Genomic DNA, 19,097 nt, shown 5'->3' with positions numbered 1-19,097 from the left:
GTAATAGTGGGCTTTACGCACGCATGCGGGTGATGCGGATCACCCCGGTCAAGGCACGCAGTTTCTTGATCACGCGGGCCAGATGCACGCGGTCGTGCACGCTGACCACCAGTTGGACCACGCTGATACGACCGTCGCGTTCGTCCATGCTGATTTTTTCTATGTTGCCGTCGGCCGCATTGACGCTGCTGGCCAGCAGCGCGATCAGGCCGCGCTGGTGTTCCAGTTCGACGCGCAACTCGACGTTGAATTCGCCGGTGACATCCTTGGCCCACGAGAGCTGGATGCATTTTTCCGGGTTGTGGCGGATTTCGCTGATGTTGCGGCAGTTGTCCAGGTGCACGACCATGCCTTTGCCCGCTGACAGGTGACCGACAATCGGGTCGCCCGGGATCGGTGTGCAGCACTGGCGTAGCTGAGTACCAGACCTTCGGTGCCGCGAATCGCCAGCGGGCCTTCCGGGCTTGGCAGCTGCTCGCCTTCGCCAAGCAGGCGGCGGGCGACCACATAAGCCATGCGATTGCCCAGGCCGATGTCTTCCAGCAGGTCTTCGATCAGTTCCAGGCGGTACTCGGCAAGCATCGCCGTGACGCGCTCGGGATGGATTTTTTCCAGCGAACTGTCGAAGCCGTTCAGCACCTTGTTCAGCAGGCGTTCGCCCAGGCTGATGGATTCGGAGCGGCGTTGCAGTTTCAGCGCATGGCGGATGTGCGTACGCGCCTTGCCGGTGACCACAAAGTTGAGCCAGGCCGGGTTCGGACGTGCGCCGGGGGCGCTGACGATCTCGACCGTGGAGCCGCTTTGCAGCGGTTCGGACAGCGGTGCGAGACGACGATTGATCCGACAGGCGATGCAGCTGTTGCCCACGTCGGTATGCACCGCGTAAGCGAAGTCGACCGCCGTGGAGCCTTTGGGCAGCTCCATGATCCGGCCTTTGGGCGTGAACACGTAGACCTCGTCCGGGAACAGGTCGATCTTCACGCTTTCGATGAATTCCAGCGAGTTGCCGGCGCGTTGCTGCATTTCGAGCACGCCTTTGACCCACTGGCGGGCGCGGGCATGCGTGCCTTTTGGCTGTTCGTCGCCGCTGGATTTGTACAGCCAATGGGCGGCGATGCCGTTGTTGGCCATCTCTTCCATTTCACGGGTGCGGATCTGGATCTCGATCGGTACACCGTGCATGCCGAACAGCGTGGTGTGCAGCGACTGGTAGCCGTTGGCCTTGGGGATTGCGATGTAATCCTTGAAGCGCCCCGGCAACGGTTTGTACAAATTATGCACAGCACCCAACACGCGGTAGCAGGTGTCGACCTTGTCGACGATGATCCGGAACGCGTAGACGTCCATGATCTCGTTGAAGGCCCGACGCTTGCCGCGCATTTTCTTGTAGATGCCGTAGAGGTGTTTCTGGCGACCGCTGACCTCGCCCTGAATGCCGTCGATGGCCAGGCAGTGGCTGAGGGACTCTTCGATCTTGTTGACGATTTCCTTGCGGTTGCCCCGGGCGCGTTTGACCGCCTGGTTGATCCGCGCGGAACGCATCGGGTGCATGGCCTTGAAGCCGAGGTCTTCGAACTCTATGCGGATGGCGTGCATGCCCAGCCGGTTGGCGATGGGCGCATAGATTTCCAGGGTTTCCTTGGCGATCCGCCGGCGCTTTTCGCCGGACAGCACTTCCAGGGTCCGCATGTTGTGCAGGCGGTCGGCCAGTTTGACCAGGATCACGCGAATATCGCGCGCCATGGCCATCGCCATTTTCTGGAAGTTTTCGGCCTGGGCTTCGGCTTTGGTCTCGAAGTTCATCTGGGTCAGTTTGCTGACCCCGTCGACCAGTTCGGCCACGGTTTCGCCGAACTGCGCTTGCAGCGCTTCCTTGGCAATACCGGTGTCTTCGATCACGTCATGCAGCATGGCCGCCATCAAGCTCTGATGGTCCATGTGCATGTCGGCAAGAATATTCGCCACTGCAAGAGGATGCGTGACGTACGCCTCACCGCTACGGCGGCGTTGACCGTCGTGGGCTTGTTCGGCGTAGAAGTACGCTCGGCGGACCAGGTTGACCTGGTCCCTGCCGAGATAGGTCGATAAGCGATTGGCGAGGGCGTCTATGCTCGGCATGATAATTCCTGCCGTTCGCTGTGACCCCGCGCCGTGCTACGTCGACCAGGCATGGCTTAGACGGCCTCGTTGGACTCGTCCTCGAACGCTGCGAACAGCGGTTCGTCTTCGACGATTTCAGCGTTGGCGATGAACTCGTAGCTCATCAGGCCTTCCGCGATTTCGCGCAGGGCTACAACGGTAGGCTTGTCGTTTTCCCACTGAACCAGGGGCTCTTTGCCGCCGGTGGCCAGTTGACGGGCACGCTTGGTAGAGAGCATGACCAGCTCAAAGCGGTTTTCCACGTGTTCTAGGCAGTCTTCAACGGTTACGCGGGCCATGGTATTCCTCCGGAGCGAATGCAATATGCGCGCTGCCCGGTTGGGCGAGCGGACTCAACAGTTTAAAAAATCACCAGCGATTAGGGAAGCGCTGATTTTCTGACCAGACCCTTCAACGCGCTGCAAGTACCAATGTAAAGCCCTTGCAGCAGTTTTGGGAAGAGCTGATTAGCCGAGCAATTCGGCCAAAGTTTTCCGTTACGCTGCTGCTGACGCTTCTGATGCAGCTGATTGGCACGGAAAATCGCCTTCAGATCATGCAGTGCGTGAGCGAAATCGTCGTTGATGATCAGGTAGTCGTAGTCGACATAGTGGCTCATCTCGCTGACGGCTTCGCGCATCCGGCCGTCTATGATCTCGTCACTGTCTTGGCCACGGTTGGTCAGGCGCTGATGCAAGGCTTGAAGCGACGGCGGCAGAATGAAGATCGAACGCGCCTGAGGCATCAGCTTGCGCACCTGCTCGGCACCTTGCCAGTCGATTTCCAGAATCAGGTCGTGGCCCGCGTCCAGGGTCTGTTGCAGGTGGCTTTGCGAGGTGCCATAGAGGTTGCCGAACACTTCGGCGCGCTCCAGGAAGTCCCCGTGCTCGATCATCTTCACGAACTCTTCGCGCGTGACGAAGTTGTAGTTCACGCCATTCACTTCACCGGGACGCATGGCGCGGGTGGTGTGGGAGACCGAGACGCGGATCTCTTGATCATCGTCGGTCAGGGCCTTGACCAGACTGCTCTTGCCCGCGCCCGAAGGCGCGGAAATGATGTACAGGGTGCCGGTGCTGTGGGTCATGTCGGGGTTGCCTTACTCAATATTCTGCACTTGTTCACGCATCTGCTCGATCAACACTTTGAGGTTGACCGCAGCCTGGGTGCTGCGCGGGTCGAAGGCTTTGGAGCCCAGTGTGTTGGCTTCGCGGTTGAGTTCCTGCATCAGGAAGTCCAGGCGCCGTCCAGCAGCGCCACCGGATTTGAGGACCCGGCGAACTTCGATGATGTGAGTGCTCAGGCGATCCAGTTCTTCGGCCACATCGCTCTTTTGCGCGAGCAGGACCATTTCCTGCTCCAGTCGCTGCGGGTCCAGATCGGCCTTCATGTCGGCGAAGCGGTCGAGGACTTTCTGGCGCTGTGTGGCAAGCATCTGCGGGACCAGTTCGCGCAGGGTGACGACGTCTTCTTCAATGGCGGTCAGGCGATCGTTGATCAGCCGTGCCAACTCCGCGCCTTCGCGTTCGCGGCCGGCCTTGAGTTCTTTCAGGCCTTCGTTGAACAGCGCCAGCGCTTCGGCATTCAGGGCTTGCGGGTCGGTGGCGTCGCCTACCAGCACGCCTGGCCAGGCCAGCACTTCCAGCGGGTTGAGCGGCGCAGAGATTTTTGATCAGGCTGGCAATCGTCTCGGCGGCGGCGACCAGTTGTGCGGCGCGCTCGCGGTCCACTTGCAGGGGTTTGTCGGTGTTTTCTTCGGTGAAGCGCAGGGTGCATTCAAGCTTGCCCCGGGAGATTCCCTGGCGCAGGGCTTCGCGGACCGCACCTTCGAGGTCGCGAAACGACTCCGGCAGGCGCAAGTGCGGCTCCAGGTAGCGGCTGTTGACCGAGCGCAGTTCCCAGCTCAGGGTGCCTTGGGTGCCGGCTTTTTCAACGCGGGCGAAGGCGGTCATGCTGTGCACCATGGAGGTACCTCGCAAGTCGGGTCAATGCGTTACCAAGGGTGTCGCAGACCCGATATCTGTGAATTAAAGCCGACAGGCAGCAAAGGCGCAGGATTGTAGCGCAGTGGGGCGGATGCGCCCAAACACACGCTGTGACAAAAGGCGGCAGGCCGTCGGTAAAGCGCTGTTCAGGGCCTTCGGTCGTCGGCCAAATTTTTTAGAAGTGCCCAGTCGTGGCCGACGGCTCTATAATGCTCCGCAGTTTTCCGTCCCCGTACAGGTATTCCCTATGAAACGTCCAAGTGGTCGCGTTGCCGATCAGCTCCGCTCGATCCGCATTAACCGCAACTACACCAAACACGCCGAGGGTTCTGTACTGGTCGAGTTCGGTGACACCAAAGTCATCTGCACCGTCAGCGTCGAAAACGGCGTGCCGCGTTTCCTCAAAGGTCAGGGCCAAGGCTGGTTGACCGCCGAGTACGGCATGCTGCCGCGCGCCACCGGCGAGCGTAACCAGCGTGAAGCGAGCCGTGGCAAGCAAGGCGGCCGTACCCTGGAAATCCAGCGTTTGATCGGTCGTTCCCTGCGCGCGGCGCTGGACATGTCCAAGCTGGGCGACGTGACCCTGTATGTCGACTGCGACGTGATCCAGGCTGACGGCGGCACCCGTACCGCGTCCATCACCGGTGCCATGGTTGCGCTGGTCGATGCCTTGAAAGTGATCAAGAAGCGCGGCGGCCTGAAAGGCGGCGACCCGCTCAAGCAAATGATCGCTGCCGTTTCGGTGGGTATGTATCAGGGCGAACCAGTGCTCGACCTCGACTACCTGGAAGACTCGGCTGCCGAGACCGACCTCAACGTGGTGATGACCAGTACTGGCGGTTTCATCGAAGTTCAGGGCACTGCCGAAGGCGCACCGTTCCAGCCTGAAGAGCTGAACGCTATGCTGGAACTGGCGAAGAAAGGCATGAACGAGATCTTCGAACTGCAGAAGGCTGCACTGGCCGACTGATTGGACCCGCACCAGACAAGGAGGACGGTATGAGTGACGAGCAACAGCTGCTTCCCACGCCGAGCAAAGAAGTTCGGCAGTGGGCAATGTTTTGTCACTTGTCCGCCTTGCTGGGGATCTGGATTCCGTTCGGCACGCTGATCGGCCCGCTGATTCTCTGGCAGATGAAACGTGAGATGGACCCCTTCGTCGATGCGCAGGGCAAGGAGGCGCTGAACTTTCAGATCACCGTCGCCATTGCCTCCACTATCTGCTTCCTGTTGATGGTGGTGATCGTGGGGTTCTTCCTGTTCGGTCTGGTGGCGATTGGCGCGTTGGTGCTGACGATTATTGCGGGCGTGAAGGCCAACGAAGGTTTTCCTTATCGCTATCCGTTCACCTGGCGGTTGATCAAGTAACGAGCTGGCATCCCCGTTGGAAGTTGCAGCAAACAACGCTTTAAAACAAATGCACTGACTTGTCGGGGCATTTGTATTTTTGTAATTCAATTAACTTATCCAGTCTGTACCGTCGGTGATATCGGCGATCACCAGAGGCCACAAGTATTTACCCACTATCGCTCTTACATCTTTAGTCACAACTGCAGTGCCTCAACACTGGCTATGTCCTTGGCAATGGGACTTGGCGATTGATAAAGTTGCCCCAAGTAATATTCCTCCAGAAATATTTCGATATATTCAGGCCATCGAAGGTCCTTGAATTTAAATGCAATCAGTGTTGAGAACTTCAGCCGATTCAAGAGGCGTGCTCAGGTAAAAAGTTCGCCTCTGAATATATAGCCAAGAATAATCCCAATGATTCAGCTCGATTTTTATGGAACGCTTGTGGCTGCCTCCTTAGTGCTTTTGCTGGGGCGCGGTCTTGTTACACGTGTTGGTTTTCTGCGCAATTACAATATCCCCGAGCCAGTAGCCGGCGGTCTCGTGGTTGCCCTGGTTCTCCTGGTATTGCGAACTCTGGAGATTGAAGTCCGCTTCGATACTTCACTGCAAACTCCCTTGATGCTGGCGTTTTTCGCCACCATCGGCTTGAGTGCAGACTTCGCCAGCCTGAAGAAGGGAGGTCGCGTCGTGGGGATATTCCTACTGGCGGTCACCGGACTTCTGGTGGTGCAGAACGCAATGGGCATCGGCCTCGCCAAAATGCTGGGGCTCGATCCGTTGATGGGGCTGCTGACGGGCTCGATCACCTTGGCGGGCGGCCACGGTACGGGCGCAGCATGGGGGGCGGTATTCAGGGAGAGATACGGTTTGGCTTCCGCCTCTGAGCTGGCGATTGCTTCTGCGACGTTTGGTCTGGTGCTGGGTGGCTTGATTGGTGGCCCGGTTGCGCGCCTGCTGATCAAGCGTGTTCAGGTGCCCGGCTGCAACAACCAGGAAGCACCGCGGTTGCCAAAAGGTTTTGAACAGCCGAACAAAGAGCGTTCGATTACGCCATTTTCGTTTATCGAGACCCTCGCTCTGATCGCGGTCAGTCTATTGGCCGGCAATCTGCTGAATGGCGTACTGCAAGGGACTGCCTTTGAGTTGCCGACGTTTGTGTGCGTCTTGTTCGTGGGGGTGGTTTTACGCAACGGGCTTTCAGCGCTTGGCTTGTATCAGGTGTTTGAGCGTGAAGTCTCGGTGCTGGGGAATGTCAGCCTGTCGCTGTTTCTGGCGATCGCCCTGATGTCGCTCAAGCTGTGGGATCTGGCCTCTCTGGCCTTGCCGTTCTTCATCATCCTGGCGGTGCAAACGTTGGTCATGGCGCTGTTCGCGATTTTCGTGACATTCAGGGTTATGGGCAGTAACTACGATGCGGCAGTGCTGGCGGCGGGGCACTGTGGTTTTGGGCTGGGTGCCACGCCTACTGCCATCGCTAACATGCAAGCGGTGACACAACGCTACGGACCTTCGCAGATAGCGTTTCTGGTAGTGCCAATGGTGGGGGCTTTCTTCATCGACATCATTAATGTGATCGTGATCAAGTTGTACCTTGCGCTGCCGTTCTTTGTCGCTGTTTGAGGTGTGAGCCACATTCAGCGAGCGTTCCCCCCCCTTTGACTGGCGCATAAAAAATGCCCGTATCTTGCGATACGGGCATTTTTTTTCGGTCGACAGCGACACGGCGCTTAGATGGTTAGCGTCCAGTCGTAGTCCACGATCAGCGGTGCATGCTGCGAGAACCGTGGCTGACGTGGCAGACGTGCGCTGCGAACAAAGCGGCGCAGACCCGGGGTCAGCAACTGGTAGTCGAAACGCCAGCCCAGGTTGAGCATCTCAGCCTGTTCGTTATCTGGCCACCAGCTGTACTGGTCGCCTTCACGGCTGACTTCGCGCAGGGCATCAACATAACCCATATTGCCGACAATCTCGTCCATCCAGGCACGCTCAGGTGCCAGGAAGCCCGGGGATTGCTGGCTGTCGCGCCAGTTCTTGATATCCAGCTTTTGTTGCGCCACGTACAGCGAGCCACAGTAAATGTACTCGCGACGTTTGCGCCGCTGTTTATCCAGATAACGGGCGAAATCGTCCATTAGCTTGAACTTCTGGTTCAAGTCTTCATCGCCGTTCTGCCCCGAAGGGAGCAGCAAGGTCGCGATGCTGACCTTGTCGAAATCGGCTTGCAGGTAACGCCCGTAGCGGTCGGCTGTCTCGAAGCCCAGGCCGCTGATGACTGCCTTCGGTTGCAACCGCGAATACAAAGCCACGCCACCTTGGGCGGGGACTTCGGCATCGCAGGCATAAAGGAAGTAGCCATCCAGTTGGAAGGCTGGATCGTCCAGTTCAAAGGCGGAGGCGCGGGTGTCCTGCAGGCAGATGACGTCGGCATTCTGTGCTTGCAGCCAACTGAGCAAACCACGCTCGACTGCAGCCTGAATACCATTGACGTTCACACTGATGATCCGCATAAATGGCCCCAAAAATCGCGTGCGTGTATGATACACGGCGTCAACCTAATTAGCTAAATCCGTGGTATTTGGGGTTTTTGCATGCAAGCGTATCAGCGCGATTTCATTCGTTTTGCCATCGATCGCGGCGTTTTGCGCTTCGGTGAGTTCACCCTGAAGTCCGGGCGTACCAGTCCTTACTTCTTCAATGCCGGCCTGTTCAACTCGGGTTCGGCACTTGCACAGCTGGGTCGCTTCTACGCGGCAGCCATCGTCGAGAGCGGCATTTCGTTCGACGTGCTGTTTGGCCCGGCCTACAAAGGCATCCCGTTGGCGGCGACCACTGCGGTGGCACTGGCTGAACATCATGACCGTGATCTGCCATGGTGCTTCAATCGCAAAGAAGCCAAGGCCCACGGCGAAGGCGGTAGCCTGGTCGGTGCACCGCTGACCGGCGATGTGTTGATCATCGATGACGTGATCACTGCAGGGACCGCGATTCGTGAGGTGATGCAGATCATCGCTTCCCAGGACGGCGCCAAGGCCAAGGGCGTGCTGATCGCCCTGAACCGTCAGGAGCGTGGCAACGGCGAGTTGTCGGCAATCCAGGAAGTCGAGCGTGACTTCGGTATCCCTGTCATCAGCATTGTGTCGTTGAACCAGGTGCTGGAATTCCTGGCAGACGATCCGCAGCTCAAGCAGCATTTGCCTGCCGTAGAAGCCTACCGCGCCCAATTCGGCGTCTAGCACTGACCTGTAGGAGCAAGGCTTGCCCGCGATTGATACGCCGTGGTGTCTCTGATGCACCGCGTTATCGTTCATCGCGGGCAAGCCTTGCTCCTACAGGGATCGCAGGCAAAAAAGACCCCGCTCAGCCAGGCTGAGCGGGGTCTTTTTGTATTCGCAATCGCTTAAGGGCGCTTGCGATTGCTGATCAAGGTGCCCACGCCGGTATCGGTGAAGATTTCCAGCAGGATCGCGTTAGGCACGCGACCATCGATGATCAGCGAGCTGCCCACGCCGCCTTGCACCGCTTCCAGCGCGCAACGGATTTTCGGCAGCATGCCGCCGTAGATGGTGCCGTCGGCGATCAGATCGTCGACCTGTTGGGTGGTCAGGCCGGTCAGGACCGTCCCCGATTTGTCCATCAGGCCAGCGATGTTGGTCAGCAGCATCAGCTTTTCAGCTTTCAGTGCTTCGGCAACTTTACCGGCCACCAGGTCAGCGTTGATGTTGTACGACTCACCGTTGGCGCCGACGCCAATCGGCGCGATCACCGGGATGAAGTCACCTTTGACCAGCAGGTTCAGCAGGTCAGTGTTGATGCCGACCACTTCGCCGACGTGGCCGATGTCGATGATTTCCGGCTGGGTCATCTCTGGGGTCTGGCGGGTGACGGTGAGCTTCTTCGCACGAATCAGCTCGGCGTCTTTACCGGTCAGGCCGATGGCGCTGCCGCCGTGACGGTTGATCAGGTTGACGATGTCCTTGTTGACCTGGCCGCCCAACACCATTTCCACCACGTCCATGGTCGCGGCGTCGGTGACGCGCATGCCATCGACAAAGTGGCTTTCGATCGACAGGCGCTTGAGCAGGTCGCCGATTTGCGGGCCGCCACCGTGAACCACCACCGGGTTGATACCCACGGCTTTCATCAACACGATGTCGCGGGCGAAGCCGGTTTTCAGCTCCTCGCTTTCCATCGCGTTACCGCCGTATTTGATCACCAGTGTCTTGCCGACATAGCGGCGAATATAAGGCAGCGCTTCGGACAGGACCTTGGCGGTGTTGGCGGCGGCTTCGCGTTCGAGGGTCATTCAGGGCTCCGGGTGAATCAGAACGGTAGTTGGAGATCAGGTGCAACACGCTTCAACTGGACATGGAACACGTCCTTGATGCGCTGCAATTCAGCCTCGTCATCGGCCTCGAAGCGCAGCACCAGCACCGGTGTGGTGTTGGATGCGCGCACCAGGCCCCAGCCTTTGGCGTAGTCGACTCGCACGCCGTCGATGGTGGTCAGGTCAGCGCCTTCGCCCCACGTCGCATCGTGCAATGCATCAATGATGCTGAATTTGCTCTCTTCGGTCACATGGATATTGATTTCCGGCGTAGAAATATCGTTCGGGAAGGTCGCAAACAGCTCTTCGGCCGATGATTTTTCCTTGCTGAGGATCTCCAGCAACCGCGCGGCGCTGTAAATGCCGTCGTCGAAACCGAACCAGCGCTCCTTGAAGAAGATGTGCCCGCTCATTTCGCCGGCCAGCAGTGCGCCGGATTGTTTCATTTTCTTTTTGATCAACGAATGACCGGTCTTCCACATTAGCGGCCGACCACCGTATTCCTTGATCAGCGGAACCAGGCGGCGGGTGCATTTGACGTCGAAGATGATTTCCGCGTCCGGGTTGCGCGCTACAACGTCGCGGGCGAACAGCATCAGCAGGCGGTCCGGGTAGACGATGCTGCCGGTGTTGGTCACCACGCCAACGCGGTCGCCATCGCCGTCGAAGGCCAGGCCCAGGTCGGCGTTGGTTTCCTTGACCTTGGCGATCAGGTCCACGAGGTTTTCAGGCTTGCCCGGGTCCGGGTGGTGGTTGGGGAAGTTGCCGTCGACTTCGCAGAACAGCGGGATGACTTCGCAGTTCAGCGCTTCGATCAGTTGCGGGGCGATCACGCCGGCCGCGCCGTTGCCGCAGTCCACGACGACTTTCAGGCGGCGGGCCAGTTTGATGTCCTGGACGATTTCGGTGTTATAGCGGTCGAGGATGTCGACCTTGGTGACGCTGCCTTTGCCGCTGCTCAGGTTGTTGGTCTTGAGGCGGTCGTGCAGGGCCTGGATCTGTTCGTTGGCCAGTGTATCGCCGGCGATGACGATCTTGAAGCCGTTGTAGTTCGACGGGTTGTGGCTGCCGGTCAACATCACGCCGGACTTGCCCGCCAGCACGTTGGCGGCGTAATACAGCGCCGGCGTTGGTACCAGGCCAACGTCGCTGACCTGGCAGCCGGCGTCGACCAACCCCTTGATCAGTTGCTCGACCAGTTCCGGGCCAGACAGGCGGCCGTCACGGCCAACCGAAACATTGGGTTCGTCCTGAGCCAGGCTTTGGGCGCCGATGGCACGGCCGAGCCAGTAGGCCGTTTCAGCATTCAGAAATTCCGGGACGGTGCCGCGGATATCGTAGGCGCGGAAAATGCTGTCGGGGAACTTGGGGGCGATGTGGGCTGGGCTGTTCATCTGTGGAAATGCTCCATCTCGAAAGTGGCTGGACAGACCGGCGAATCATTCGTCGGCAGGCTCAAACTGAAGGGTATGACGGTGTTTTCCACAGAGAGTTCGTGGTGCGAAAAGGCCATGCCAGTGATGTCAGCGGTGATTTGGCCGGCCAATGCCTTGATTTTCAGCGGTAAACCTTCCAGATGAATGTTCAACTTTCAGAGCAAATGGGGCGAGGGAGCAAGTCCCTCACCATCCTGTTGCCTGTTTTTTGATCAGTGGCTACCGGAGTGACCGAAACCGCCCGTGCCGCGCTGGGTTTCGACGAATTCTTCGACCATCTCGAAATGCGCTTGCACCACAGGTACCAGAACCAGCTGGGCCAGACGCTCGCCAATGACCATGGTGAAATCGGTCTGGCCACGGTTCCAGCAGGACACCATCAATGGGCCTTGGTAATCGGAGTCGATCAAGCCGACCAGGTTGCCCAGCACGATGCCGTGCTTATGGCCCAGGCCAGAGCGCGGCAGGATCAGTGCCGCCAGGCCCGGGTCGCCGATGTAAACCGACAGGCCGGTCGGGATCAGCACGGTTTCACCCGGCTTGATCACGATGTCTTTTTCCAGCATGGCGCGCAGGTCGAGGCCGGCGGAGCCTGGGGTGGCGTATTGCGGCAGCGGGAATTCAGTACCGATGCGAGGGTCGAGGATCTTGGCTTGCAAAGCGTGCATGTAAATTAAACCTGGTTCAGACGTTCGGCGATAAAAGTGATCAGCTGGCGAGCAATCTTGCTCTTGCTGGTCTGGGCGAAAAGTGTGGCGTGAAGCTCACGGTCGATCACGCTGCAGGCGTTTTCTTCGCTGTTGAAGCCAATGCTCGGGTTGGCGACGTCGTTGGCGACGATCAAATCGAGGTTTTTGTCTTTCAACTTGCGGGCAGCGTAATCGAGCAGGTGTTCGGTCTCGGCGGCAAAACCGACACTGAACGGGCGGTCGGGGCGTGTGGCGATGGTGGCCAGGATGTCCGGGTTGCGCACCATTTGTAGCAACAAGCCGTCGCCGTTCGTAGGGTCTTTCTTGAGTTTCTGTGGGGCGACCACTTCCGGACGGTAGTCCGCGACCGCTGCCGAGGCGATGAACAGGTCGCAAGGGATCGCGGCTTCGCACGCGGCGAGCATGTCGCGGGCACTGACTACGTCAATGCGCGTAACGCGATCCGGCGTTGGCAGGTGCACCGGGCCGGTGATCAAGGTCACGCGGGCGCCGGCTTCCACCGCGGCTTCGGCCAGGGCAAAGCCCATTTTCCCGGAGCTGTGGTTGGTGATGTAGCGCACCGGGTCGATGTTTTCCTGGGTCGGACCGGCGGTGATCAGCACGTGTTTGCCAGTCAGCGCCTGGCGCTGGAAACAGTCCGCCGCGCACTGGGCAAGGTCGGTGGCTTCGAGCATACGGCCCAGGCCAACGTCGCCACAGGCCTGGCTGCCGGAGGCCGGGCCGAAGGTTTTGATGTCGCGGCTTTCGAGGGTTTGCAGGTTGGCCTGGGTCGCCGGATCGCGCCACATGGCCTGGTTCATCGCCGGGGCAACGGCGACCACGGCGTCGGTGGCCAGCACCAGCGTGGTCAACAGGTCGTTGGCGATGCCTTGGGCCAGGCGCGCGATCAGGTCGGCGGTCGCCGGGGCGATCAGCACCAGGTCTGCCCATTTGGCCAGCTCGATGTGGCCCATCGCCGCTTCGGCTGCCGGGTCCAGCAGGTCCAGGTGCACAGGGTGCCCGGACAGGGCCTGCATGGTCAGCGGGGTGATGAACTCGGCACCGCCACGGGTCATGACCACGCGCACTTCGGCGCCCTGGTCCATCAGGCGGCGAACCAGGTCGGCGCTCTTGTAGGCAGCGATGCCGCCGCCGACGCCCAGAACGATGCGTTTCCGATACAGCCGCTGCATAGGTCTGCCTTTCATTTCGTTGATGACAGCAGGGCGATACCCCCTCCCCAGGAGTGAAATCGCCCGCAAAAAGATGGGCTACGATATCACAGCGACCGCAATGGAACAGCGGCGCCCACAGACAGGGAAGGTGCTATGAGTATTCGTGATTGGCCGGCGGCGGAGCGGCCGCGGGAGAGGTTGTTGGAGTTGGGCTCGGCAAGTCTTTCGGACGCAGAGTTGCTGGCGATTTTTTTACGCACTGGCGTTTCAGGTAAAAGCGCGGTGGATCTGGCGCGACACCTGCTGAATCAGTTTGGCAGCCTGCGCTCATTGCTTGAGGCCGATCAGGTCGCCTTCAGCAGGCAATTGGGGCTCGGGCCAGCGAAATTCGCTCAGTTGCAAGCAGCGCAGGAGATGGGCCGGAGGCATTTGGCCGAGCGCGCACGTCAAAAGTCAGCGTTGGAGAACCCGCAGGCCGTTCGGGATTACCTGAAATCGATGCTGCGCCACGAGCCTCATGAGGTATTTGGCTGTCTGTTTCTGGATTCCAAGCATCAAGTGCTGACCTTTGAGGTGCTGTTTCGCGGCTCCATCGACAGCACCAGCGTCTACCCGAGGCAAGTGGTTAAGCGCGCGTTGGCCCACAACGCCGCAGCGTTGATCCTGTGCCACAACCATCCGTCGGGCAATCCTGATCCGAGTCAGGCAGATCGGCTGCTGACCAAGCGCCTGCAAGAGGCATTGGATTTGATTGACGTGCGGGTGCTCGACCATTTCATCATCGGTGACGGCGAGCCGTTGTCGATGGCTGAGTACGGCTGGATGTAGCGGGGTCGACGAACACAAAACCCCTGTGGGAGCGAGCTTGCTCGCGATAGCGTCGTGTCAGTCAACCCATTCAGTCACTGAAAGGACGCCATCGCGAGCAAGCTCGCTCCCACAGGTTTTGTGTCGGGGTGGGCTACTTGAGGTTGACCTTCGAGTAATCCTGGCGGCCAAACGGACTAACGGAGTAACCCTCGACATCCTTGCGTGTCAGCGCGAAAGCCGTCGGGTGTGCCAGCGGCAACCACAGCGCCTGTTGCTGAATCTGCGCCTGCGCCTGTTCGTAGAGCTTGGTGCGCACGCCTTGCTCGCCGGTGGTCTTGCCGGCGCTGATCAGCTTGTCCAGATCCTGATTGCAGTAGCGCGCGAAGTTGGTACCCGACTTGACCGCCGCGCAGGAAAACTGCGGCGTGAGGAAGTTATCCGGGTCGCCGTTGTCGCCAGCCCAGCCCATGAACAGCAGGTCGTGCTCGCCGGCCTTGGCGCGGCGGATCAGTTCGCCCCATTCGATCACGCGGATTTCGGCCTGAATGCCGATTTCCGCCAGGTCGGATTGCAGCAATTGCGCGCCGAGGCTGGGATTGGGGTTCAGCAAGCTGCCGGAAGGACGGGTCCAGATGGTGGTCTGGAAGCCGTCCTTGAGCCCGGCCTTGGCCATCAACGCCTTGGCCTTTGCAACGTCGTGCGGGTAACCCGGCAGGGCTTTGGCGTAGCTCCAGGTGTTCGGCGGGTAGGGGCCGTTGGCGGGCTCGGCGGTGTCCTCGAACACGGCTTTGATGTAGTTGGCCTTATCGAAGGCGAGGTTGATTGCCTGGCGCACTTCCGGCTTGTCCAGCGGTGGATGCTGGCTGTTGATGCCAACGAACGCGGTCATGAAGGCGTCAGTCTTTTCGACTTTAAGCGTCGGCTCTTTCAGCGCGGCCTGTACGTCCAGAGGTTTGGGTGACAGGGCGATCTGGCATTCGTTGCGCCGCAATTTCTGCAGGCGCACGTTGGCGTCCGGGGTGATTGCGAAGACCAGAGGGTCCACCGAAGGCTTGCCGCGGAAGTAATCCGGGTTGGCCTTGTAGCGAATCGAGGCGTCTTTCTGGAAGCGCGTGAAAACGAATGGGCCGGTGCCGATGGGCTGGCTGTTGAGCTTCTCGGCAGCGCCGGCCTTCATCAGCTTGTCGGCATACTCGGCGGAATAGATCGAGGCGAACCCCATGCTCAATGTGGCGAGGAACGTCGAATCCGGGTGGTCGAGGGTGAATCGTACGGTCAGTGGGTCCAGCGCGTCGATTTTCTTGATCAGTGCCGGCAACTGCATCGATTGCGCGTGGGGGAAGCCACTCTGGGCGACTTGGTGCCACGGATTGGCCGGGTCGAGCATGCGCTCGAAGCTGAAGATTACGTCTTCAGCGGTCAGTTCGCGCGTCGGGCTGAAGTATTCAGTAGTGTGGAATTTCACGTCCGGACGCAGTTTGAACACATACGTCAGGCCGTCGGGTGTGACATCCCAGCTGTCCGCCAAGCTGTGGACCACTTTGCCGCTGGCGGTGTCGAAGTCCACCAGGCGGTTCATCAGCACGTCGGCCGAGGCGTTGGTGGTGGTCAGCGAGTTGTATTGCACCACGTCGAACCCTTCCGGGCTGGCCTCGGTGCAGACGCTAAGCGCCGCGGCATGGGCCAGTGGGCTCAGCAGGAGAGGGGCGAGCAACAACGGTAGGGCAGCGAGGCGCATGGTCGGATTCCTTTACAGATCGAAGGCCCATCTGCAAGTGCAGTCTGGAAAAGGCTTACCCTAGTGGGCTCTTTTGCAAATGACTATCCCCTTTTTCATTTTAAGGGGAGTATGTGCGATTGTTTTCAGTGCGCACCGGCTGAGAAGAACCCTGGATTGGCCGGTTGGCCGATTCTCTGCGACGAGCGGTCTTTGGCGACGATAGCCTTTATCCAAGGCGCTCGTGGCCCGAAAAACCGGGTTTTTATTTAGTCTGTGCACACGGAATGTTGTTGCTCTTCAGTCTTTCTGGTATAAAGCAGCGCTCTTTTCTAGGGGCCCGGTTCCTTCACTGTAGGTGTAGCCGGTAAGACCTCTAAAGAAACGCGGCGCCTGGCGCCAAATGACTGAGAGATTAAGCGGCCAACCCATGCCGGGTTGGGCATGTGGTTTTAGAGGGGCTGAGGCATGTCGAGAGTATGTCAAGTTACCGGTAAGGGTCCGGTGACTGGGAATAACATTTCCCACGCAAACAACAAAACCCGTCGTCGTTTCCTGCCGAACCTGCAGCATCACCGCTTCTGGGTTGAAGAAGAGAAACGTTTCGTGCGTCTGCGCGTATCTGCCAAAGGCATGCGTATTATCGACAAGCGTGGCATCACTGTCGTGCTGGCCGAAATCCGCAAAGCCGGCAAGATCTAAGGGAGCTAATCATGCGTGAATTGATTCGTTTGATTTCGAGCGCCGGTACTGGTCACTTCTACACTACCGACAAGAACAAGCGTACTACCCCGGACAAAATCGAGATCAAGAAATTTGATCCGGTTGTTCGCAAGCACGTGATCTACAAAGAAGGCAAAATCAAGTAATTGATTTTTCTCTCTTACGAAAAAGGCCCGTATCGCGAGATACGGGCCTTTTTTGTTGTCTTTGGAATGGCGGTCAGCCGCAGATGAGTTCCAGGATCTCGTCGCGGTCATTGACCAGGACCCTCACGCGATCTGGTTTAGGCAAGAGGTTGAACATATCCTCAGACCTTTCCAGTCGATGCTTTTGCACACCAGCAGCCAAGCGAATAGCGTCCAGCGTTTCAGAGGTGGCCACTTGGCCGATAGCGAATTGTGCGGAGTTGATGTTGCATTGATCAGGCATGACGCATCCTTGCTTGTTAAGCGTTGAGACGCTCGAGAGCCAAGAGCCGGCGACACACCCTGTGTCGCCACTGGCTTTGACGTTGAATGGCTCGGCGCTGTCCAGAAGCATCGCTCAGGAGGACTGACCGTGTCCTATCTGTATAGTGACCGTCTGTTTCAACTCAAGCCTTCTGTTCAAACGCCACGTAGATCTTGCGGCAAGGCTCCAGCACTTCCCAGGTGCCTTTGAATCCGGCAGGGATCACGAAGCGGTCACCTGCGCGCAGGGTTTTGCTGTTACCGTCGCTGTCACGCAGCACCGAGACACCCTGCACGATTTCGCAGTATTCGTGTTCGGTGAAGTTCACGGTCCACTGGCCGACGGCACCTTCCCAAACGCCAGCATTCAACTGTCCGCAAGGGCTGTTGTAATGGTTGTATACCACTTGTTCCGGGTCGCCCTTGAGGACTTTAACCGGGTCCGGCCGATAGCGCTCGGGCGCGGTCGTGGCCTGGCTGAAGTCGACGACATCCTGGATATTCATTGTTGTAATTTCCCGTGATTGCCTGAAAAGCCCAAAGTCTATGTTTATTAAAATGAACATCGCAAGGCCGTTTGACGGCCTTATGTCAAATATATTGAAACTTCACCTGCCGCTGGTTTAGGGTGGGGGTTGCCTTGGGCCGAAAAGCAGGCTGGCCGGGCAGAATTCCTGACAGCGCCCGCGAAGACCGCGCAGCGTTCGTATTCAATAAGAGGAGGACACTCGAATGACCACCCTGACTCGTGCCGATTGGGAACAACGGGCTCGCGATCTGAAGATCGAAGGCCGCGCTTACATCAATGGTGAATACACCGACGCCGTCTCCAGCGAGACCTTCGAGTGCATCAGCCCGGTCGATGGCCGTCTGCTGGGCAAGATTGCCAGCTGTGACGCCGCCGACGCCCAGCGCGCGGTTGAAAACGCCCGCGCCACTTTCAATTCCGGTGTCTGGTCGCGCCTGGCGCCGACCAAACGCAAAACCACCATGATCCGTTTCGCCGGCCTGTTGAAGCAGAATGCTGAAGAGCTGGCGCTGCTTGAAACCCTGGACATGGGCAAGCCAATCAGCGATTCCCTGTACATCGACGTTCCCGGCGCGGCGCAAGCCCTGAGCTGGAGCGGCGAAGCCATCGACAAGATCTACGACGAAGTCGCCGCCACCCCGCACGATCAGCTCGGCCTGGTGACGCGCGAGCCGGTTGGCGTTGTTGGCGCCATCGTGCCGTGGAACTTCCCGCTGATGATGGCGTGCTGGAAACTCGGCCCGGCGCTGTCGACCGGTAACTCGGTCATCCTCAAGCCGTCGGAAAAATCGCCGCTGACCGCCATTCGTATCGCTGCGCTGGCCGTTGAAGCCGGTATCCCGAAAGGCGTACTGAACGTGCTGCCAGGTTACGGTCACACCGTCGGCAAGGCCCTGGCCCTGCATAACGATGTCGACACACTGGTGTTCACCGGTTCGACCAAAATCGCCAAGCAACTGCTGATCTACTCGGGCGAGTCGAATATGAAGCGCGTCTGGCTCGAAGCCGGCGGCAAGAGCCCGAACATCGTGTTCGCCGATGCACCGAACCTGCAGGAAGCGGCCGAAGCCGCTGCCGGCGCAATCGCCTTCAACCAGGGCGAAGTCTGCACCGCCGGTTCGCGCCTGCTGGTGGAGCGTTCGATCAAGGATAAATTCCTGCCACTGGTGATCGAGGCCCTGAAAACCTGGAAGCCAGGCAACCCGCTGGACCCGGCGACCAACGTCGGCGCGCTGGTTGATACCCAGCAGATGAACACTGTGCTGTCCTACATTGAGTCGGGTCATGCCGACGGCGCCAAACTGGTGGCCGGTGGCAAGCGCACGCTTCAGGAGACGGGCGGCACTTACGTTGAGCCGACCATTTTCGACGGTGTGAGCAACGCGATGAAAATCGCCCAGGAAGAAATCTTTGGCCCGGTGTTGTCGGTCATTGCTTTCGACACTGCCGAAGAAGCCATTGCGATCGCCAACGACACGCCATACGGCCTCGCCGCTGCGGTGTGGACCAAGGACATCTCCAAGGCTCACCTCACGGCCCGCGCACTGCGCGCCGGTAGTGTTTGGGTTAACCAGTACGACGGCGGCGACATGACCGCTCCGTTCGGTGGCTTCAAGCAGTCGGGTAACGGCCGCGACAAGTCGCTGCACGCGTTCGACAAGTACACCGAGCTGAAGGCGACCTGGATCAAGTTGTAATCAGTAGCGGGCCCCGAGACCGGGGCCCGGCACAACGAAGATCCCCTGTGGGAGCGAGCTTGCTCGCGATA

General features: G+C 59.0%; 16 protein-coding genes and 4 pseudogenes. 8 read left to right on the top strand and 12 right to left on the bottom strand.

What is annotated here, in order from left to right:
- Positions 1-13: 13 nt before the first annotated feature.
- From spoT to AB4N76_RS13290, 4 genes and pseudogenes are all read right to left on the bottom strand, one after another.
- Positions 14-2,118 (bottom strand): annotated as a pseudogene (spoT, locus tag AB4N76_RS13305) (bifunctional GTP diphosphokinase/guanosine-3',5'-bis pyrophosphate 3'-pyrophosphohydrolase).
- A gap of 56 nt (positions 2,119-2,174) precedes the next feature.
- The gene (gene rpoZ / locus AB4N76_RS13300) at positions 2,175-2,438 is read right to left on the bottom strand and encodes a DNA-directed RNA polymerase subunit omega (protein ID WP_003177259.1); all 264 of its coding nucleotides are present in this window, start codon (positions 2,436-2,438) and stop codon (positions 2,175-2,177) included.
- A 188-nt stretch (positions 2,439-2,626) separates the two neighbouring features.
- A pseudogene (gene gmk, locus AB4N76_RS13295) lies at positions 2,627-3,226 on the bottom strand (guanylate kinase); the annotation flags it as partial.
- A gap of 12 nt (positions 3,227-3,238) precedes the next feature.
- A pseudogene (locus AB4N76_RS13290) lies at positions 3,239-4,103 on the bottom strand (YicC/YloC family endoribonuclease).
- A gap of 268 nt (positions 4,104-4,371) precedes the next feature.
- Between AB4N76_RS13290 and rph the strand changes: the two are divergent.
- The 3 genes from rph to gltS all read left to right on the top strand — a co-directional run bounded on the left by rph (position 4,372) and on the right by gltS (position 7,097).
- On the top strand, positions 4,372-5,094 hold the full coding sequence (gene rph / locus AB4N76_RS13285) for a ribonuclease PH (RefSeq protein ID WP_460164535.1): 723 nt from the start codon (positions 4,372-4,374) through the stop codon (positions 5,092-5,094).
- A 29-nt stretch (positions 5,095-5,123) separates the two neighbouring features.
- Positions 5,124-5,492: a DUF4870 domain-containing protein gene (locus AB4N76_RS13280; RefSeq protein WP_046030685.1), complete on the top strand. Its 369-nt coding sequence runs from the start codon at positions 5,124-5,126 to the stop codon at positions 5,490-5,492.
- Between the two features lie 396 nt (positions 5,493-5,888).
- On the top strand, positions 5,889-7,097 hold the full coding sequence (gltS, locus tag AB4N76_RS13275; protein WP_046030684.1) for a sodium/glutamate symporter: 1,209 nt from the start codon (positions 5,889-5,891) through the stop codon (positions 7,095-7,097).
- A gap of 107 nt (positions 7,098-7,204) precedes the next feature.
- Here the strand turns inward: gltS and AB4N76_RS13270 are convergent, their stop codons facing one another.
- Positions 7,205-7,984, bottom strand: coding sequence for an exodeoxyribonuclease III (locus tag AB4N76_RS13270; protein ID WP_003176915.1), 780 nt, complete (start codon positions 7,982-7,984; stop codon positions 7,205-7,207).
- A gap of 81 nt (positions 7,985-8,065) precedes the next feature.
- On the opposite strand from AB4N76_RS13270, the gene pyrE reads away from it, so the two are divergent.
- Positions 8,066-8,710 (top strand): orotate phosphoribosyltransferase, encoded by a 645-nt coding sequence (gene pyrE / locus AB4N76_RS13265; RefSeq protein ID WP_046030683.1) that lies wholly within the window; start codon positions 8,066-8,068, stop codon positions 8,708-8,710.
- Between the two features lie 164 nt (positions 8,711-8,874).
- Here the strand turns inward: pyrE and argB are convergent, their stop codons facing one another.
- From argB to coaBC, 4 genes and pseudogenes are all read right to left on the bottom strand, one after another.
- On the bottom strand, positions 8,875-9,780 hold the full coding sequence (argB, locus tag AB4N76_RS13260; protein ID WP_046030681.1) for an acetylglutamate kinase: 906 nt from the start codon (positions 9,778-9,780) through the stop codon (positions 8,875-8,877).
- Between the two features lie 17 nt (positions 9,781-9,797).
- Positions 9,798-11,174, bottom strand: a pseudogene (locus tag AB4N76_RS13255) (phosphomannomutase/phosphoglucomutase); the annotation flags it as partial.
- A 275-nt stretch (positions 11,175-11,449) separates the two neighbouring features.
- Positions 11,450-11,905, bottom strand: a complete 456-nt coding sequence (gene dut, locus AB4N76_RS13250) for a dUTP diphosphatase (RefSeq protein ID WP_046030675.1) — start codon at positions 11,903-11,905, stop codon at positions 11,450-11,452.
- A gap of 5 nt (positions 11,906-11,910) precedes the next feature.
- On the bottom strand, positions 11,911-13,119 hold the full coding sequence (gene coaBC, locus AB4N76_RS13245) for a bifunctional phosphopantothenoylcysteine decarboxylase/phosphopantothenate--cysteine ligase CoaBC (RefSeq protein WP_046030674.1): 1,209 nt from the start codon (positions 13,117-13,119) through the stop codon (positions 11,911-11,913).
- Positions 13,120-13,254: 135 nt separating this feature from the next.
- Between coaBC and radC the strand changes: the two genes are divergently transcribed.
- Entirely contained in the window at positions 13,255-13,929 is a 675-nt protein-coding gene (radC, locus tag AB4N76_RS13240) for a RadC family protein (protein WP_046030672.1), read from the top strand.
- A gap of 133 nt (positions 13,930-14,062) precedes the next feature.
- Here the strand turns inward: radC and AB4N76_RS13235 are convergent, their stop codons facing one another.
- The gene (locus tag AB4N76_RS13235) at positions 14,063-15,649 is read right to left on the bottom strand and encodes an ABC transporter substrate-binding protein (protein ID WP_460164534.1); all 1,587 of its coding nucleotides are present in this window, start codon (positions 15,647-15,649) and stop codon (positions 14,063-14,065) included.
- Positions 15,650-16,096: 447 nt separating this feature from the next.
- On the opposite strand from AB4N76_RS13235, the gene rpmB reads away from it, so the two are divergent.
- The gene (gene rpmB / locus AB4N76_RS13230; protein WP_007894701.1) at positions 16,097-16,330 is read left to right on the top strand and encodes a 50S ribosomal protein L28; all 234 of its coding nucleotides are present in this window, start codon (positions 16,097-16,099) and stop codon (positions 16,328-16,330) included.
- 11 nt (positions 16,331-16,341) lie between these two features.
- Entirely contained in the window at positions 16,342-16,497 is a 156-nt protein-coding gene (gene rpmG / locus AB4N76_RS13225; protein ID WP_007894709.1) for a 50S ribosomal protein L33, read from the top strand.
- A 73-nt stretch (positions 16,498-16,570) separates the two neighbouring features.
- On the opposite strand, the gene AB4N76_RS13220 is transcribed toward rpmG, so the two are convergent.
- Together AB4N76_RS13220 and AB4N76_RS13215 are read right to left on the bottom strand one after the other, a co-directional pair.
- Positions 16,571-16,780, bottom strand: a complete 210-nt coding sequence (locus tag AB4N76_RS13220) for a hypothetical protein (protein ID WP_046030666.1) — start codon at positions 16,778-16,780, stop codon at positions 16,571-16,573.
- A 163-nt stretch (positions 16,781-16,943) separates the two neighbouring features.
- A complete protein-coding gene (locus AB4N76_RS13215) occupies positions 16,944-17,306 on the bottom strand; it encodes a cupin domain-containing protein (protein WP_046030664.1) in 363 nt (120 codons plus the stop codon).
- A 226-nt stretch (positions 17,307-17,532) separates the two neighbouring features.
- Here AB4N76_RS13215 and AB4N76_RS13210 point away from each other — a divergent pair, with 226 nt between their 5' ends.
- Positions 17,533-19,026 (top strand): aldehyde dehydrogenase, encoded by a 1,494-nt coding sequence (locus AB4N76_RS13210; RefSeq protein WP_460164533.1) that lies wholly within the window; start codon positions 17,533-17,535, stop codon positions 19,024-19,026.
- Positions 19,027-19,097: the final 71 nt, after the last annotated feature.

The organism is Pseudomonas sp. S2_F03, from assembly GCF_054668335.1.
The sequence above is the reverse complement of the archived record's forward strand: the minus strand, read 5'-3'. Positions and strand labels throughout refer to the sequence as shown.

Bases quoted from the DNA above. Each gene is read 5' to 3' on its own strand.
- dut (WP_046030675.1), bottom strand. From the start codon at position 11,905: ATGCACGCTTTGCAAGCCAAGATCCTCGACCCTCGCATCGGTACTGAA.
- AB4N76_RS13220 (WP_046030666.1), bottom strand. From the start codon at position 16,780: ATGCCTGATCAATGCAACATCAACTCCGCACAATTCGCTATCGGCCAA.
- rpmB (WP_007894701.1), top strand. From the start codon at position 16,097: ATGTCGAGAGTATGTCAAGTTACCGGTAAGGGTCCGGTGACTGGGAAT.
- pyrE (WP_046030683.1), top strand. From the start codon at position 8,066: ATGCAAGCGTATCAGCGCGATTTCATTCGTTTTGCCATCGATCGCGGC.
- rpmG (WP_007894709.1), top strand. From the start codon at position 16,342: ATGCGTGAATTGATTCGTTTGATTTCGAGCGCCGGTACTGGTCACTTC.
- rpoZ (WP_003177259.1), bottom strand. From the start codon at position 2,438: ATGGCCCGCGTAACCGTTGAAGACTGCCTAGAACACGTGGAAAACCGC.
- AB4N76_RS13280 (WP_046030685.1), top strand. From the start codon at position 5,124: ATGAGTGACGAGCAACAGCTGCTTCCCACGCCGAGCAAAGAAGTTCGG.
- AB4N76_RS13270 (WP_003176915.1), bottom strand. From the start codon at position 7,984: ATGCGGATCATCAGTGTGAACGTCAATGGTATTCAGGCTGCAGTCGAG.
- radC (WP_046030672.1), top strand. From the start codon at position 13,255: ATGAGTATTCGTGATTGGCCGGCGGCGGAGCGGCCGCGGGAGAGGTTG.
- AB4N76_RS13210 (WP_460164533.1), top strand. From the start codon at position 17,533: ATGACCACCCTGACTCGTGCCGATTGGGAACAACGGGCTCGCGATCTG.
- rph (WP_460164535.1), top strand. From the start codon at position 4,372: ATGAAACGTCCAAGTGGTCGCGTTGCCGATCAGCTCCGCTCGATCCGC.
- AB4N76_RS13215 (WP_046030664.1), bottom strand. From the start codon at position 17,306: ATGAATATCCAGGATGTCGTCGACTTCAGCCAGGCCACGACCGCGCCC.
- argB (WP_046030681.1), bottom strand. From the start codon at position 9,780: ATGACCCTCGAACGCGAAGCCGCCGCCAACACCGCCAAGGTCCTGTCC.
- coaBC (WP_046030674.1), bottom strand. From the start codon at position 13,119: ATGCAGCGGCTGTATCGGAAACGCATCGTTCTGGGCGTCGGCGGCGGC.
- AB4N76_RS13235 (WP_460164534.1), bottom strand. From the start codon at position 15,649: ATGCGCCTCGCTGCCCTACCGTTGTTGCTCGCCCCTCTCCTGCTGAGC.
- gltS (WP_046030684.1), top strand. From the start codon at position 5,889: ATGATTCAGCTCGATTTTTATGGAACGCTTGTGGCTGCCTCCTTAGTG.